Here is a 14,297-nt window from a genome sequence, read left to right as displayed (position 1 = left end):
ATGGCATGCTGTTCTGCGGTGTACAGAACGTCCCTAAATAAATAGCGAGAAATTATGACGGTTGACTCTGTGTGGCTCATTGAGTTCTTTCGGCGGCAGGCTCGTTTGGGCTTCGAGGAGGGTGACTACACCCGTACGCGCAATAGCTGTCAGGGAGTCCTTAAGGAGTTGCCGGATGACCCGGAGGCGTTGTCGTTGCTCGGCGATGCCGCACTCGCCAGTCATGACAGCGCTGTGGCCTGCAAGACCTTTGACCGATTGCTTGAGCTAGATCCAAGTAATGCCATGCATGCCTTGAAACTAGGCAAGGCCTATTTGCAGATTCAGGATTGGGCAGCTGCCGCGGCCGCATTCAAGCAGGTGCTTGAGCTGGAGCCCGAGCATGGCGAAGCAGCCCAGTCGCTTATGCTGATCGAGCAACTGCAAGAGCGTCTGCATGTCCTTGGGCAAGTCGCCGTCTATCAACCGGGGCGCAATGATCCTTGCTCGTGTGGCAGTGGCTTGAAATATAAAAAGTGCTGCCTGCAAAGCAATACCCAGCAAATTCTCAAACAATGCCTTGAGCAAGCGACGCAGGCGCAAGATTGGGAGCGGGTGATTTCGTTGGCGGGTGAAATTCTGATGCCGACTGCGCAGGATCAGCGTGCTGAAGCGTTGGCGCGTTATCACCTGGAGCAGCGCGCGGATGCGTATCCGTTGGTTACGTCGGCCAGGCGTAATTTCCCCAAAGACCCGGAAGTGCTGGCGGCACTGGCTGATCTTGAGCTGGATCACAATGTGACTGAGGCCGAGGCACTGGCCCGTTTGGCGTTGGCGTTTGACCCTGGCCAGTGGTTGGCTCACCTGGTGTTATCGGCCTGTTGTTCCAGAACCAATCGGCTGGAAAAGGCCGAGTCGATTCTGCGAGAGCTGGTTCGAGACAACCCACAGTGCGATTTGGCCTGGCAGCGCCTGAGTACCCACTTGCGTAAGAATCACCGTTTGCCTGATGACTTGGTCGCCATGCGCGAATGGACGCAAGCGTGCCCCGAGAATCCAGACGCCTGGTGTCACCTGGGCATGTCGGCGGTGACCGCAGAGGCCAATCTGGATGATGCCAGGGCTTATCTGGAGCAGGCCTTGAGCCTAAAGCCGGAGCATCACGAGGCGCTCTGCTGGCTGGGCTTGTCGTATCAGCATCAACAGAATCCACAAGCCGCCCTGGGCTATTTGTTGAAGGGGTTGCAGCTTAAGCCGGATTACCAGCTGGGCTGGAATATGCTCGGTGCGGTCTACCACTCAGTTGGACGCCAGCATGAGGCAGAAGGTTGCTTTATGCGGGCAATCGCGATTTCGCCAAAGCAGTCGCTGTCGTGGAATAACTTGGCCAATACCTATTTGGATGCCTCATTGCTGGATGAGGCTGAGAAAGTTATGCGCGTTGCCTTGGATATCAACCAGAACGAGGCCGTTCTCTGGAATAATTTTGGCAATATCCTGGGTGCGCGTAAACGCTTGCGTGATGCCTATAAGGCCTATATGAAGGCGCTGGAAATTGCACCCGAGTTCAAGCAGGTGTTTGTCAATCTTGCCGGGATCGAGTCGCAGTTCGGTGACTTTAATACGGCCGTCGAGCAACTGCGTCAGGTATTGGATAACCCCTTGGCGCGTACCAACATATTGTTTACGGTTAATTATCATCCGGACTGGACTGGCCCGGAGGTGTTTGCTGTTTATCGCGAAGTGGTGGATGGGTATTTCCCGAAGCGCAAATATTTCGCCTATGAGAACCAGCGTGCAGCCGGGCGGAAGTTGCGTATCGGTTATGTGTCGCCTGATTTTTGCCATCACGTCTGCTCGTATTTTATCGAGCCGTTGATGCGCAATCATGATCACGAAAATTTCGAGATCTTTGCCTACTCGCTGGTCAAGCGCGAGGATCATGTGACTGAGCGCTTTGTTCAATACGCCGATCATTGGCGGCTTTGTACCGGGCTTACGTCTGAGGCGATTGCCGAACAAATCTATGCGGACCAGATCGATATTCTGGTCGACCTGGCTGGGCATACTGGGAATAACCGCCTGGAAGCCTTTGCCATCAAGCCGGCTCCGGTTCAGGTGAGTTGGTGGGTAGGCTTCGCTTTTGGTTCCGGTCTTAAGCAAATGGATTACTTTCTGGCCGATGAACAGATGTTGCCGCCCGGTTGTGAATCTTCATTTTCTGAGAGTTTATGGCGTATGCCGGCACCGGCCATTGTCTATGAGCCGAGCGTGGCCATGCCGGAGTTGTCCGATCTGCCCGCTTTGAAGAATGGCTATATAACCTTCGGTAGTCTTACTCGACCGATTCGAGTTAATTATAAGGTTATCAAGGCGTGGTCCGAGTTATTGAATCGGGTTCCTAACTCGAAGTTGATTCTCGACAGCCACTCTTTTCAAGACATGAGTCTGTGTGATTACTATCGAAGCGAATTTGCCAAGCATGGTATTCCCGCCCATCGATTGGTGATCGGCTTTACCTCGCCTGTTGCTGCAGTACTGAAAAAAATAGACATTGCCCTGGATTGCTTTCCGCATAACTCCGGTACTACGTTATTTGAAAGCCTCTGGATGGGCTTGCCGTTTGTTTCCTTGCGCGATCGACCGTCGATGGGGCGCGTAGGCGCGACCATTCTGCATGGGGTGGGGCGAGATGAATGGATTGCCGACAACGAAACGGAGTACGTGGATAAATTGGTGGCTCTGGCCAGTGATGTGGATGAGTTGGCCAAGATTCGTGCAGGTTTGCGTGAGGAAATGCAGGCCTCCCCACTCTGTAATGGCCCTGACTTCACTCGTCGCATGGAACTGACGTACCGACAAATGTGGCAGCGCTATTGCGAAGAAGGAGAGCAGCAATGAAGGCGGTGATTCTGGCGGGTGGCCTGGGCACGCGTATTAGCGAGGAATCGCACCTCAAACCCAAGCCTATGATCGAGATCGGCGGCAAGCCGATTCTCTGGCACATCATGAAGCAGTACTCGGCCCATGGTATCCACGACTTCGTTATCTGCCTGGGCTACAAGGGCTATGCGATCAAGGATTTCTTCGCCAACTACTTCCTGCACACCTCCGATGTCACCTTTGACATGCGCAACAACAAGATGGAAGTGCACCAGAACTACAGCGAGCCCTGGCGTGTGACCCTGGTCGACACTGGCGAAGACACCATGACCGGCGGCCGCTTGAAGAGTGCCGGGCGCTATCTGGATGCCGAGGAGGCGTTCTGTTTCACCTATGGTGACGGTGTCTCCGACCTGGATATCAGCGCCTTGGTGGCTTTCCACAAGGCCCATGGCAAATATGCGACTGTAACTGCGGTACAGCCGCCGGGCCGCTACGGTGCGCTCGAGCGCGAGGGTGACCAGGTCAAAGGCTTTATCGAGAAGCCCCGTGGCGACGGTGGCTGGATCAACGGTGGTTTCTTTGTGCTGTCGCCCAAAGTGCTGCCCTATATCGCCGAGGATGCCACGGCCTGGGAAGCCGAGCCGTTGACCCAGTTGGCCACTGAAGGTCAGTTGATGGCCTTCCAGCATCAGGGTTTCTGGCATCCCATGGATACCCTGCGCGACAAGAATTACCTCGAGCAACTGTGGTTGAGCGGGGAGGCCCCTTGGAAGCAGTGGAGCTGAGCCCCGCATTCTGGCGCGGCAAGCGGGTACTGCTCAGCGGGCATACCGGCTTCAAGGGTGGCTGGTTGACGCTGTGGCTGCAGAGCTGGGGCGCTCAGGTCAGCGGTTTTGCGTTGCAGCCCTCGACTTCACCCAGCCTGTTCGAGTTGGCGCGAGTCGGGGAGGGCATCGACAGCCATATCGGCGACTTGCGCGATCTGGCTGCCGTGCAGAAGGTGATGGCCGAGGTCAAGCCAGAAATCGTGCTGCACCTGGCCGCCCAGCCGCTGGTTCGTGAAGGGTATCGGGATCCGCTGGGAACCTATGCCAGCAATGTCATGGGCACGCTGCACCTGCTTGAGGCCATGCGCCAGACAGGCGGGGTAAAGGCCTGCGTGGTGGTCACCACCGACAAGGTCTACGCCAACAATGAATGGGCGTGGCCATATCGCGAGAACGAAGCGCTCGGTGGCCATGACCCTTACAGCAGCAGCAAAGCCTGTTGCGAGTTGGTGGCGCAGTCATTCGCCGCCTCTTATTTCCCCGCTGCGCGCTATGCCGAGCACGGCTTGGCCATGGCCACGGCCCGTGCCGGCAATGTACTGGGCGGCGGCGACTTTGCCCCCGACCGTCTGGTACCCGACATCCTGGCGGCCTGGACCCGTGGTGAGCCGGTGACGCTGCGCTACCCGCAGGCCGTGCGGCCCTGGCAGCATGCCTTGGAGCCGCTGGCGGGCTATCTGCAGTTGGCCCAGGGCTTGTACGAGCAGGGCTGTGCGTTTGCCGGTGCCTGGAATTTCGGCCCGAGCGACAGCGACATGTGTACGGTCGGCGAGGTGGTTGAACGCCTGGCGCAGCGTTGGCCGCAAGCGCCTGGCCTGCTGATCGAACCCAGTGAATTGCATGAGGCGGGCTTGTTGCGCCTGGACAGCAGCCGCGCCCGCCAGCTGCTGGGCTGGACGCCGCGCTGGTCGCTGGATGGCTGCCTGCAGCAGACCCTGGATTGGCATCAGGCCTGGCAACGTGGCGAGGATATGCGCGCGCTGACCTTGGCGCAGCTGGCCGCCTACTGGGGGCCGCATGAGTGAGCTGAGTCTGCAGGCATTACCACTGGCGGGATTGTTCAGCCTGCAGCACAAGGTGCACGAGGATGAGCGCGGTCGTTTTGCCCGACTGTTCTGTCAGGGCAGTCTGGTCGCATTCGGCCAGCCATTGCAGATTCGCCAGATCAACCATTCTCGTATCGCACAGCGTGGCAGCGTGCGTGGGCTGCACTTTCAGTACCCGCCGCATGCCGAAACCAAGCTGATTACCTGCCTGCGTGGCGCAGTCTGGGATGTTGCGGTGGATTTACGGCGCGGCTCTGCGACCTTCTTGCACTGGCATGCCGAGCGCCTGGAAGCCGGCGATGGTCGTAGCTTGTTATTGCCGCCAGGCTTTGCCCATGGTTTTCAGGCACTGAGTGACGATGCCGAATTGCTCTACCTGCACAGCGCGGATTACAGCCCCGAACATGAAGGCGGTTTGTCACCTACTGATGCGCGTTTGGCGATTGCTTGGCCGTTGCCTGTCAGTCATCTTTCGGCACGGGACGCCGCACATCCGTTGTTGGCCGCTAATTTCCAGGGAGTCGCGTTATGAAGTGCCGAGGCTGTGGTGCTGGTTTGCATGTGCCGTTGATTGATCTGGGTACTGCGCCGCCTTCCAATGCCTACCTGAGTGCCGACCAGCTCGATCAGGCCGAGCAATGGGTGCCGCTGCGGGTGCAGGTGTGCGACAGCTGCTGGCTGGTGCAGACCGAGGATTACCGTTCGGCCGCTAGCCTGTTCGATGCCGACTACGCCTACTTCAGCTCCTACTCCAGCAGTTGGCTGGAGCACGCTCAGCGCTATGTCGCACAAATGGTCGAGCGCTTTGGCCTGAATGCCCAGAGCCGGGTGGTGGAAATCGCCGCCAATGACGGCTACCTGCTGCAGTACGTGGCGCAGCGTGGCATTCCCTGCCTGGGCGTCGAGCCTACCGCCAGCACCGCGCGTGCGGCGCGGGAGAAGGGTTTGCAGATTCGCGAGCTGTTCTTTGGCGAGGCTACGGCTGCGGCCCTGGCAGCTGAGGGTTGGAGTGCCGACCTGATGGCGGCCAACAACGTGCTGGCCCATGTGCCGGACATCAATGATTTTCTCAAGGGCTTTGCCACGCTATTGAAACCGACCGGTGTGGCCACCTTCGAGTTCCCCCATCTGCTTCAGCTGATGGCCGAGCAGCAGTTCGACACCCTCTACCACGAGCATTACTCCTACCTGTCGCTGACAGCCGTGCAGAGCCTGTGCGCGCGCAATGGCCTGCATATCTTCGATGTTGAAGAGCTGCCGACCCATGGCGGTTCGTTGCGGGTCTATACGCAGCGCGCCGACGGGGGGCGTGAAGCCTCATCCGCAGTGGCCGAGTTGCTGGTGCGAGAGGAACACGCAGGCATCAAAACCTCCGCCTTCTATTCGACCCTGGCACCTGCCGCCGAGCGCATCAAGCATGAGCTGCTGCGCTTCCTGCTGCAGGCCAAAGCCGAGGGCAAGACGGTCGCGGCGTATGGTGCGGCAGCCAAGGGCAATACCTTGCTCAACTATGCCGGCGTACGCAGTGATCTGCTGGCCTGGGTGGCCGATGCCAATCCGCACAAACAGGGCAAGTTTCTCCCAGGTAGCCGCATCCCGATCGTCGCTCCCGAACGCATCCGTATAGACAAGCCGGACTATGTGTTGGTATTGCCCTGGAACCTGCGTGATGAGGTAATTCAGCAGCAGGCTGGAATCTATGAGTGGGGCGGACGTTTCGTGGTGGCAGTGCCGGAGCTGCAAGTGCTATGAGCAAAATTCACTACACCAAGCCGAGTATCGGCGAACGCGAAGTCGAGTATGTGCTGGATGCAGCCCGCAATGGTTGGGGCGAGCATTGCTATGACTACATCAACCGTTTCGAACGGGAGTTCGCCGCCTATTTGGGTGTGCCCTATGCGCACGCCACCTCGAGTTGTACCGGTGCCTTGCACCTGGGGCTGCGTGCGCTGGACATCGGCCCGGGCGATGAGGTGATTCTCGCCGACATCAACTGGATCGCCTCTGCAGCCCCGGTGTTCTATGTCGGGGCCACACCGGTGCTGGTCGATGTACTGGAGGACTCCTGGTGCCTGGACCCTGCGGCGGTCGAGCGCGCCATCACGCCGCGTACCCGGGCGATCATCTCTGTGCATCTGTACGGCAATCTGGCGGCGTTGGATCAACTGCAGGCGCTGGCCTCACACCACGGTCTGGCACTGATCGAGGACGCTGCCGAGGCATTGGGTTCGGAGTGGCACGGGCAGAAAGCCGGCAGTTGCTCGACTTTCTCGGTGTTCTCCTTCCACGGTACCAAGGTCATGACCACCGGTGAGGGCGGCATGCTGGCGACCCGTGATGAGGCCTTGCTCAAGCGTGTTCAGCAGCTCAACAATCACGGCCGTGCCGCTGGCGACATGCGTCAGTTCTGGCCTTCGGAGTTGGGCCACAAGTACAAGATCTCCAACTTGCAGGCGGCTCTAGGCTGTGCGCAGCTGGAGCGCATCGAGGAGCTGGTGGTGCGCAAACGCGAAATATTCGCCTTCTACTTCGCGCAGTTGCAAACGGCGATTCCGGGGGCGCGGATGAACCCCGAGCCGACGAACTGCCGCAACAGCTACTGGATGCCGACGCTGGTATTGCCAACAGAGCTGGCCGGGCAGCGCGATCGCGTCCTGGCGCAAATGGGGCAGGCCGGCATCGATGCGCGCATTTTCTTCCAGCCGCTCAGTGATACCCCGGTGTTCGCCAATCTGCCGCCGGTCAGCACGCCGCGGGCGCATGCCCTGGCACAGCGAGCCTTCAACCTGCCGAGCTATCACGACCTGGTTGCTGTCGACCAGCAGCGGGTGATCGATGCCATCTTGCAGGGTTTGCAGCGATGAAACCGCTGCTTCTGCTCGGTGCCAACAACCCTGAGTTGGTGCGCCAGGCTCGCGCCGTTAGCGCTGCCGGCCAACCGGTAGCAGGGTTGCTGGACAATGATCCGGCGAAGCGCGGCATGGATTTTTACGGCCTGCCGGTGCTCGGCGGTTTCGAGCGGTTGGCGGAACTGATCGGTGAGCACCTGCTGGTCAATTTGATCACCCGTGATACCCGCACCCGTCACCAGACCACCCGCGCGTTGCTGGCCGCCGGCGCGGAGCTGGGGCAATTTATCCATCCAGAGCTTGAGCTGGAGATGGTCGAGCTGGGGCTGGGCAGTTACCTGCAGCAATACACTGTGCTCCAGGCCGATGTACGCCTGGGGCGCAATTGCAGTGTCAGTGCCGGCAGCATCATCAACCACGAGTGCCGCCTGGGCGACTCGGTGTTTATCGCTCCCGGGGCCAATCTATGCGGCAAGGTGGAGGTCGGTGATGGTGTGTTCGTCGGTGCCAGCGCGGTAGTCTTGCCGCGTCTGCGCATCGGCGCGTGGGCGACTATCGGTGCTGGCGCCGTGGTTACCCGTGATGTGCCGGCAGGCGCGGTGGTGGTGGGCAATCCCGCCCGCATTCTTCGTTATGAACCGATTGAAAAGGAGTCACTGGATGGCTAAGCAGGACTATGCGGCGCAACATCAAGCCTTTCGCGATGAGTGCGCAGAGAATGCCAAGGGTGCCGGCGCGGATACCGAGTTGCAGGCCAAGTCGAACGATTGGCTGGTGCACAGCTGCCAGCACAAGTACTCCTACAACTTTACCTGGCTCGGTCGGCCGATCATCCAGTACCCGCAGGACATAGTCGCCCTGCAGGAACTGGTGTGGACGGTTAAGCCGGATCTGATCATCGAGACCGGTATCGCCCACGGCGGCTCGCTGATCCTCAATGCTTCGCTATTGGCCCTGCTCGATCTGTGTGAGGGCCGCACCGCTGCGCCGCGGCGGGTGGTCGGGGTGGACATCGAGATTCGTCCGCACAACCGCGCCGCAATCGAGGAGCACCCGCTGTTCTCGCGCATCAGCCTGATCGAAGGCTCCTCAATCGGCGAAGAGGTGATGGCCCAGGTGCGTCGCGAGGCGGCCGGTGCCGAACGCGTGCTGGTGATCCTCGACTCCAACCATACCCATGCGCACGTATTGCGCGAGCTTGAGCTGTACAGTCCGCTGGTCAGCCCTGGCAGCTATTGCGTGGTCTTCGATACCGTGGTCGAAGACATGCCGGCCGACTTCTTCCCTGACCGCCCCTGGGGACCAGGTGACAACCCGAAAACCGCCGTGCATGCCTTTCTCAAGACAGAGGCTGGCCAGGCATTCGCCATCGACCAGGCGCTGCAGGACAAGTTGTTGATTACTGTGGCACCGGATGGGTTTCTTAAGCGTTTGGCTTGAGCCTTAATAGGGGCAGGGTGCAGGCGTGAGTGTGGCTGTAGGCGTCAAGTTTCCTATCAAAGTACCGGGTTAGCTTCTTTTTAGCGCTGTAACTGACTGATCAGCAAGTAGAAAAAAAGTAAGAATTTTCTTGCTAAAGCTACCTAAAGTTGCTGCCAGTAGCGCCGATATAAAGATCGAATGCGAACTTTATGGGGCGTCTGAGCAAAGCAGGCCCAAAGCTCGCAGGCTCAGACAATCTCGGTAACACGGTCCTTTGGAGGCAAACACCATGGCCCTTACAGTCAACACAAACGTCGCCTCGCTGAATACTCAGCGTAACCTTAATACTTCTTCCAAAGGCCTGGACACCTCTTTGCAGCGCCTGTCCACTGGCTTCCGCATCAACAGCGCCAAAGACGACGCTGCTGGTCTGCAAATTTCCAACCGTCTGACCAGTCAGATCAATGGTCTGAACGTGGCAACCCGTAACGCCAACGACGGTATCTCCCTGTCGCAGACCGCTGAAGGTGCTCTGCAGCAGTCCACCGGCATTCTGCAGCGTATGCGTGACCTGGCCCTGCAATCGGCCAACGGCTCCAACGGCGCAACTGAACGCGCAGCCCTCCAGGGTGAAGTGTCCCAGCTGCAGCAAGAGCTGAACCGTATCGCTGAAACCACCAGTTTCGGTGCCCGCAAGATCCTTGACGGTACTTTCGGTTCGCAGAGCTTCCAGGTCGGTGCCAACGCCTTTGAAACCATCAGCGTTTCCATTGGTGCTGCAGGGGCGGCCCGTATCGGTGCCAACCGTTTCAGCAGTGCTGAGGCTGGTGCAGCCAACGCTACTCAAGGTGGTAAAGGTGCCGTCGCGGGCAGTAGTTTCGCTCTCTTGACCACCACTACTATTGGCTACTCCTCCTCGCCCGCCACTACCGCTGGCTTGACCCTGGCCGGTAAGCTGGGTACTGCCTCGGTAGCGCTTGCGGTGAATAGTTCGGCGCGTGATGTAGCCAATGGCGTGAACGGTGTATCCGATGCGACAGGCATTACCGGTCAAGCTCGTACCGTAGCGAAACTTGACATCACTGGCGGCACCACTACTGACGCTGAAACCCTCAGCTTCAACCTGTATGGTTCCAACGACGCCAATGTCGACGACAAGGTCGCGATCTCGGCGAATATCACCGACTGGAACGATCTGCAGGCTGTGGCCGATGCGGTCAACAAAGAGGCTGGCAAGACCGGTATTACTGCCAAGGCCAACAGCGATGGCACCTTGGAGCTGACCAGCGAGCGTGGCGACAATATTGTCATCACTGACTTTACTGGTGGCCAGAGCGGCACTGAGGTAGCAGGCAACATCCAGACCCTTGGTTTCGAGGGCGATAACCAGTCTGCTTCGGATAACTCCGACAACATCGGTGCTACCGTCGCCATCGGTGGTGCTGCCGCAGCTGCAGTGGGTGCTGCTGTTGTAGGTCAACTGCGCTTCGAGTCGCCGGATGCCTTCGAAGTGAAGAACTTCAGCACCATCGACGGTGGCGTACAGCCAGCCAGCGTGTTCAGTAACCTGGATTCGGTCGCTGAAATTGATGTGAGTACTGCGGTCGGTGCACAGAACGCTCTGGGTATCGTCAGCGGTGCAATCTCCAACATCGACAGCCAGCGAGCCCAGCTCGGTGCGGTGCAGAACCGTTTCGAGAACACCATCTCGAACCTGCAGAACATCGGTGAGAACGCCTCCGCTGCCCGTAGCCGGATTCGCGACACTGACTATGCTGCTGAAACCTCGGAACTGACCAAGAATCAGATCCTGCAGCAAGCCGGTACCGCAATCCTGGCCCAGGCTAACCAGCTGCCACAGGCTGTGCTCAGCCTGCTCGGCTAAGGTTAAAAGGGCTAGACTACGGGGGGAAGGGCTTGGCTCTTCTCCCCGTTCCCTCATTCTGAGGAGAAAGTTATGGACATTGGTTCTATTCAAAGTTCGCTGGTTGCTACCGCTGGGGCTAAGGCGGAGCGTGTGCAGAGTTCGTCCGCAACTGTTGTTGAGGTGGATGGACGCAAATCATCTGAAAACGCTCTCAATAGCGCTACACCGGCAGGCAGTGACTCCCCGGCTTCCCGTGAGGAGGTTGAGGCTGCTGTTGCGACGATTCAGGACTTTGTCCAATCGGTTCGTCGTAGCCTGAATTTTTCCCTCGAAGAGGGCAGTGGGCGTGTTGTTGTCAAAGTGACGGATGCGGGTTCGGGTGATGTGATTCGACAAATACCTTCTGAAGAGGCGCTGCAGTTGGCAGAAAATCTTTCGGAGGTTCGCAGTCTGTTATTCAAAGCCGAAGCCTGACCGCAAGGTTGGCGTGGCTTTTGCCTATGAACACTTGTTTAGTGTTCATGGTCATTATTTTGGCGAGGTGAAGCATGGCTGGGGTTACGGGCATTGGCTCAGGAATCAATATCGACGAGATCGTCGCAGCGATGGTCAATGCCGAAAAGGCACCGAAGACCAACCAGCTTGATCGTCTCGAGAAGACCACCACCACGCGCATCTCGGCAATCGGTTCTCTAACCGGAGCGCTGAATACCTTCAAGACGGCCGTCGACTCGTTGAACAAGACTTCGTTGTTCGAATCGCGCACGGCAAGCTCGTCTAATTCCAGTGTGTTCAAGGTCACTGCTGCCACCACGGCACCTGCAGGCTCTTACAATATTCAGGTTCAGCAGCTGGCGACTAGCAGTAAAGTCGCTTTGCAATCGGTGGCGGGCGGCAACACTGCCACGTTCAATAGCGGCACGCTGGCCATTTCGGCAGGAAGCTCGAGCTTCAACGTCAACATTACCGCGAGCAATAACACTCTTGCCGGTATGCGTGATGCAATCAATACGGCCGGTCAGAGTAGCGGCGTCAGTGCCACTATCATTTCCGATGCCTCTGGTTCGCGTCTGGTGCTCAGCTCTACCAAGAGTGGTGCTGGCAACGATGTCCAGGTTGTTGCGAGTGAGGATGGCGTAACCAGCGGTGCTAATGCGCTGACCTCCCAAAATTTTGCTCCAGTCGTCGATCCGGGCAATGCCGATGCCTTCCTGCCTCCCAGTTCCACCACCGGCGCCGGCGGGGTTATCACCAAGGCTCAGTCGGCCAAGTTGACCATTGATGGCCTGCAGTTGGTGCGCGATACCAATCGCATTGACGATGCTCTTGAGGGTGTGACTATTGATCTGGTCGCTGCTCAGACTCCTGCCGATCTGGCTGCTGGTAAAACCGTTACGCTCACCGTCGGTGTTGATAAGGCGGGTGTGAAAGCCAATCTGCAAAAATTCGTTGATGCATACAACGCCCTTATCGCTACAACGTCTCAGCTGACAGCGGTCGTTCCAGTCGAAGGTGGAGCCCCGGTTACCGGCCCCTTGTTGGGCGACTCTTCTATACGCAATGTGTTGTCGGGTGTGCGTAACGAGCTGGTGAAGATGACCGGCGAAGGGGGCGTTCGCGCACTGGCAGGTTTGGGTATTGCGTCTGATTGGAAAACCGGTCAACTCAAGATTGATGATGCCAAGTTGACCAAGGCCCTGGAGAGCAATTTTGATCAGGTCGGAGATTACCTTGCGGGGGACGATGGCCTGATGGGGCGCCTGTCCAAGTCGGTCGAAGCTTATGTGTCGACCAACGGCGTGCTTAAACAGCGCAGTGAGGCGTTGCAGGCCACCAAGAAGGGGGTCGATGAGCAGCGCAAGGCGTTGGATAAACGCGTTGAAAGTCTTCAGACACGCCTTTATGCCCAATACAACGCGATGGATTCCCTGGTCGGTCGTTTGAAGAAAACCAGTGAGAGTCTGGCCGGCCAGCTTGCCAGTCTGCCAGGCTTCGTGAAAAAGGATTCGTAATGAGCAAGAAACCGATTGATACCTACAAGCAGGTTAATACCAGCCACGAGGTCTCGCCTTATCGCACAGTCCAGTTGTTGCTTGAGGGGGCGGTACAGCGGGTGATGCTGGCCAAGCACGCGTTGACTGAGGGTGATGCTGAAATTCGTGGCATGGCCGTCGGCAGCACCATCACTATTTTGGGTGTACTGCAGGCCAGTCTGGATAAGCAGCAGGGCGGTGAGATTGCCGAGAATCTGGACTCGCTCTACGACTATATGACCCGTCGCCTGGCGGGTGTGGCGCTCGACAGCACGCCACGTACCCTGGATGAAGTGCAGGCACTGCTTGAACAGATCAAGAGTGCCTGGGATGCCATCGGCCCAGAGGTCGAGCCGGCCGTAGGAAACTGATTTCGTTGCTAAAGCTTTGCTCTGTAGCGCCGATACCCAAGGTATCCAGCAAGCAGAACAGCGAGAACAACGATGAACGCGATGGCGGCTCTCAAGCAGTATCAAACCGTCAATACGCAGGTCCAGGCAGTTGAAGCCAGCCCGCATCGATTGATCCAGATGTTGATGGAAGGCGGGCTGACTCGCTTGGCCCAGGCTCGTGGGGCAATGGAGCGTAACCAGGTTGCTCTCAAAGGCGAGTTAATCAGTAAAGCCATTGGCATTATCGGTGGTTTGCGCGAAGGCCTGAATCTGGAGTTGGGCGGCGAAGTGGCTGCCAATCTAGATGGCTTGTATGAGTACATGACGTCGCGTTTGATTGCCGCCAATGTGCAGAACGAAGTAGCGCCATTGGATGAAGTTGCAGACCTGCTGCGTAATGTAAAAGCTGGCTGGGATGCCATCGCCGAGTGATGCGGTTTCCCGCCTGAGGAATTGTTTATGAGCTCATCCGTGCAGCGTCTAGAAGAAACCGGCAGCGCTTTGCGTACCGCCTTGGCTACCCAGGACTGGGCCGCGATTGGTGAGTTGGATCTGCAGTGCCGCCAGGCCGTTGACGAGGCCATGGTCGAGTCGATTCACGATGAAGATGTTCTGCGCGCGCGTATGCAGGAGTTGCTGGATCTTTATCGTGAGCTGGTCAGTGTCTGTCAGGCAGAGCAACAACGCTTGGCGCATGAGCTGGTGCAGCTGAACCAGTCCCAGCAAGGGGCCAAGGTTTATCAGCTGTTTGGCTGAGTCAGTCGCCCTTTTGCCGGGGCTCGCCGGCCTCGCCTATCGCGTTTCCCCAAGTCGTTTTTACGTAGCAGGTGGTCAATTCTGACCGCCTTGTCGCCATTTCAGCCTTCTTTATAAACAGCCGCTTAGCCCTGCTCTGAGTCTAAGCAAAAAAAGCACGCCATAAAATTGACTGCGAACAAAAAATTGACTTTACTAGTGGCCAATTGCCGGCGCTTGCTTGAGTGCGATTTGGGCGGC

Annotated in this window: 14 protein-coding genes; all 14 read left to right on the top strand. The window is 58.0% G+C overall.

All coding sequences use genetic code 11. The annotated features are described in order from the left end of the window. Window positions 1-54 precede the first annotated feature (54 nt). The 14 genes from WBK23_RS04905 to fliT all read left to right on the top strand — a co-directional run bounded on the left by WBK23_RS04905 (window position 55) and on the right by fliT (window position 14,057). Window positions 55-2,880 (top strand): tetratricopeptide repeat protein, encoded by a 2,826-nt coding sequence (locus WBK23_RS04905; RefSeq protein WP_424482850.1) that lies wholly within the window; start codon window positions 55-57, stop codon window positions 2,878-2,880. After that, window positions 2,877-3,650 carry a glucose-1-phosphate cytidylyltransferase gene (gene rfbF, locus WBK23_RS04900; RefSeq protein ID WP_424482849.1) on the top strand — a complete coding sequence of 258 codons (774 nt, stop codon included), beginning with the start codon at window positions 2,877-2,879 and terminating at the stop codon, window positions 3,648-3,650. The genes WBK23_RS04905 and rfbF overlap by 4 nt, the downstream gene beginning before the upstream one ends. Next, window positions 3,632-4,717 (top strand): CDP-glucose 4,6-dehydratase, encoded by a 1,086-nt coding sequence (rfbG, locus tag WBK23_RS04895; RefSeq protein WP_424482848.1) that lies wholly within the window; start codon window positions 3,632-3,634, stop codon window positions 4,715-4,717. The genes rfbF and rfbG overlap by 19 nt, the downstream gene beginning before the upstream one ends. Then, window positions 4,710-5,270, top strand: coding sequence for a dTDP-4-dehydrorhamnose 3,5-epimerase family protein (locus WBK23_RS04890; protein ID WP_424482847.1), 561 nt, complete (start codon window positions 4,710-4,712; stop codon window positions 5,268-5,270). Before rfbG ends, WBK23_RS04890 begins: the two co-directional genes overlap by 8 nt. Further along, entirely contained in the window at window positions 5,267-6,490 is a 1,224-nt protein-coding gene (locus WBK23_RS04885; RefSeq protein WP_424482846.1) for a methyltransferase domain-containing protein, read from the top strand. Before WBK23_RS04890 ends, WBK23_RS04885 begins: the two co-directional genes overlap by 4 nt. Then, a complete protein-coding gene (locus WBK23_RS04880) occupies window positions 6,487-7,602 on the top strand; it encodes a DegT/DnrJ/EryC1/StrS family aminotransferase (RefSeq protein WP_424482845.1) in 1,116 nt (371 codons plus the stop codon). The genes WBK23_RS04885 and WBK23_RS04880 overlap by 4 nt, the downstream gene beginning before the upstream one ends. Continuing rightward, window positions 7,599-8,255, top strand: a complete 657-nt coding sequence (locus WBK23_RS04875; RefSeq protein WP_424482844.1) for an acetyltransferase — start codon at window positions 7,599-7,601, stop codon at window positions 8,253-8,255. The genes WBK23_RS04880 and WBK23_RS04875 overlap by 4 nt, the downstream gene beginning before the upstream one ends. Beyond that, window positions 8,248-9,027 carry a cephalosporin hydroxylase family protein gene (locus tag WBK23_RS04870; protein ID WP_424482843.1) on the top strand — a complete coding sequence of 260 codons (780 nt, stop codon included), beginning with the start codon at window positions 8,248-8,250 and terminating at the stop codon, window positions 9,025-9,027. The genes WBK23_RS04875 and WBK23_RS04870 overlap by 8 nt, the downstream gene beginning before the upstream one ends. 271 nt (window positions 9,028-9,298) lie before the next feature. After that, complete coding sequence (locus tag WBK23_RS04865) at window positions 9,299-10,894, top strand: flagellin (RefSeq protein WP_424482842.1); 1,596 nt, start codon at window positions 9,299-9,301, stop codon at window positions 10,892-10,894. 72 nt (window positions 10,895-10,966) lie between these two features. Then, window positions 10,967-11,350, top strand: a complete 384-nt coding sequence (locus WBK23_RS04860; RefSeq protein ID WP_424482841.1) for a flagellar protein FlaG — start codon at window positions 10,967-10,969, stop codon at window positions 11,348-11,350. 74 nt (window positions 11,351-11,424) lie between these two features. Then, window positions 11,425-12,888 (top strand): flagellar filament capping protein FliD, encoded by a 1,464-nt coding sequence (gene fliD, locus WBK23_RS04855; protein WP_424482840.1) that lies wholly within the window; start codon window positions 11,425-11,427, stop codon window positions 12,886-12,888. After that, window positions 12,888-13,280 (top strand): flagellar export chaperone FliS, encoded by a 393-nt coding sequence (gene fliS / locus WBK23_RS04850; RefSeq protein WP_424482839.1) that lies wholly within the window; start codon window positions 12,888-12,890, stop codon window positions 13,278-13,280. Before fliD ends, fliS (WBK23_RS04850) begins: the two co-directional genes overlap by 1 nt. 72 nt (window positions 13,281-13,352) lie before the next feature. After that, the gene (gene fliS, locus WBK23_RS04845) at window positions 13,353-13,733 is read left to right on the top strand and encodes a flagellar export chaperone FliS (protein ID WP_424482838.1); all 381 of its coding nucleotides are present in this window, start codon (window positions 13,353-13,355) and stop codon (window positions 13,731-13,733) included. Window positions 13,734-13,760: 27 nt separating this feature from the next. Beyond that, the gene (gene fliT / locus WBK23_RS04840; protein WP_424482837.1) at window positions 13,761-14,057 is read left to right on the top strand and encodes a flagellar protein FliT; all 297 of its coding nucleotides are present in this window, start codon (window positions 13,761-13,763) and stop codon (window positions 14,055-14,057) included. The last annotated feature ends 240 nt before the right edge of the window (window positions 14,058-14,297 follow it).

The sequence above is a fragment of the Pseudomonas sp. genome, assembly GCF_049653025.1.
Taxonomy (GTDB): Bacteria; Pseudomonadota; Gammaproteobacteria; order Pseudomonadales; family Pseudomonadaceae; genus Aquipseudomonas.
This window is presented reverse-complemented; position numbering and strand designations above follow the sequence as displayed.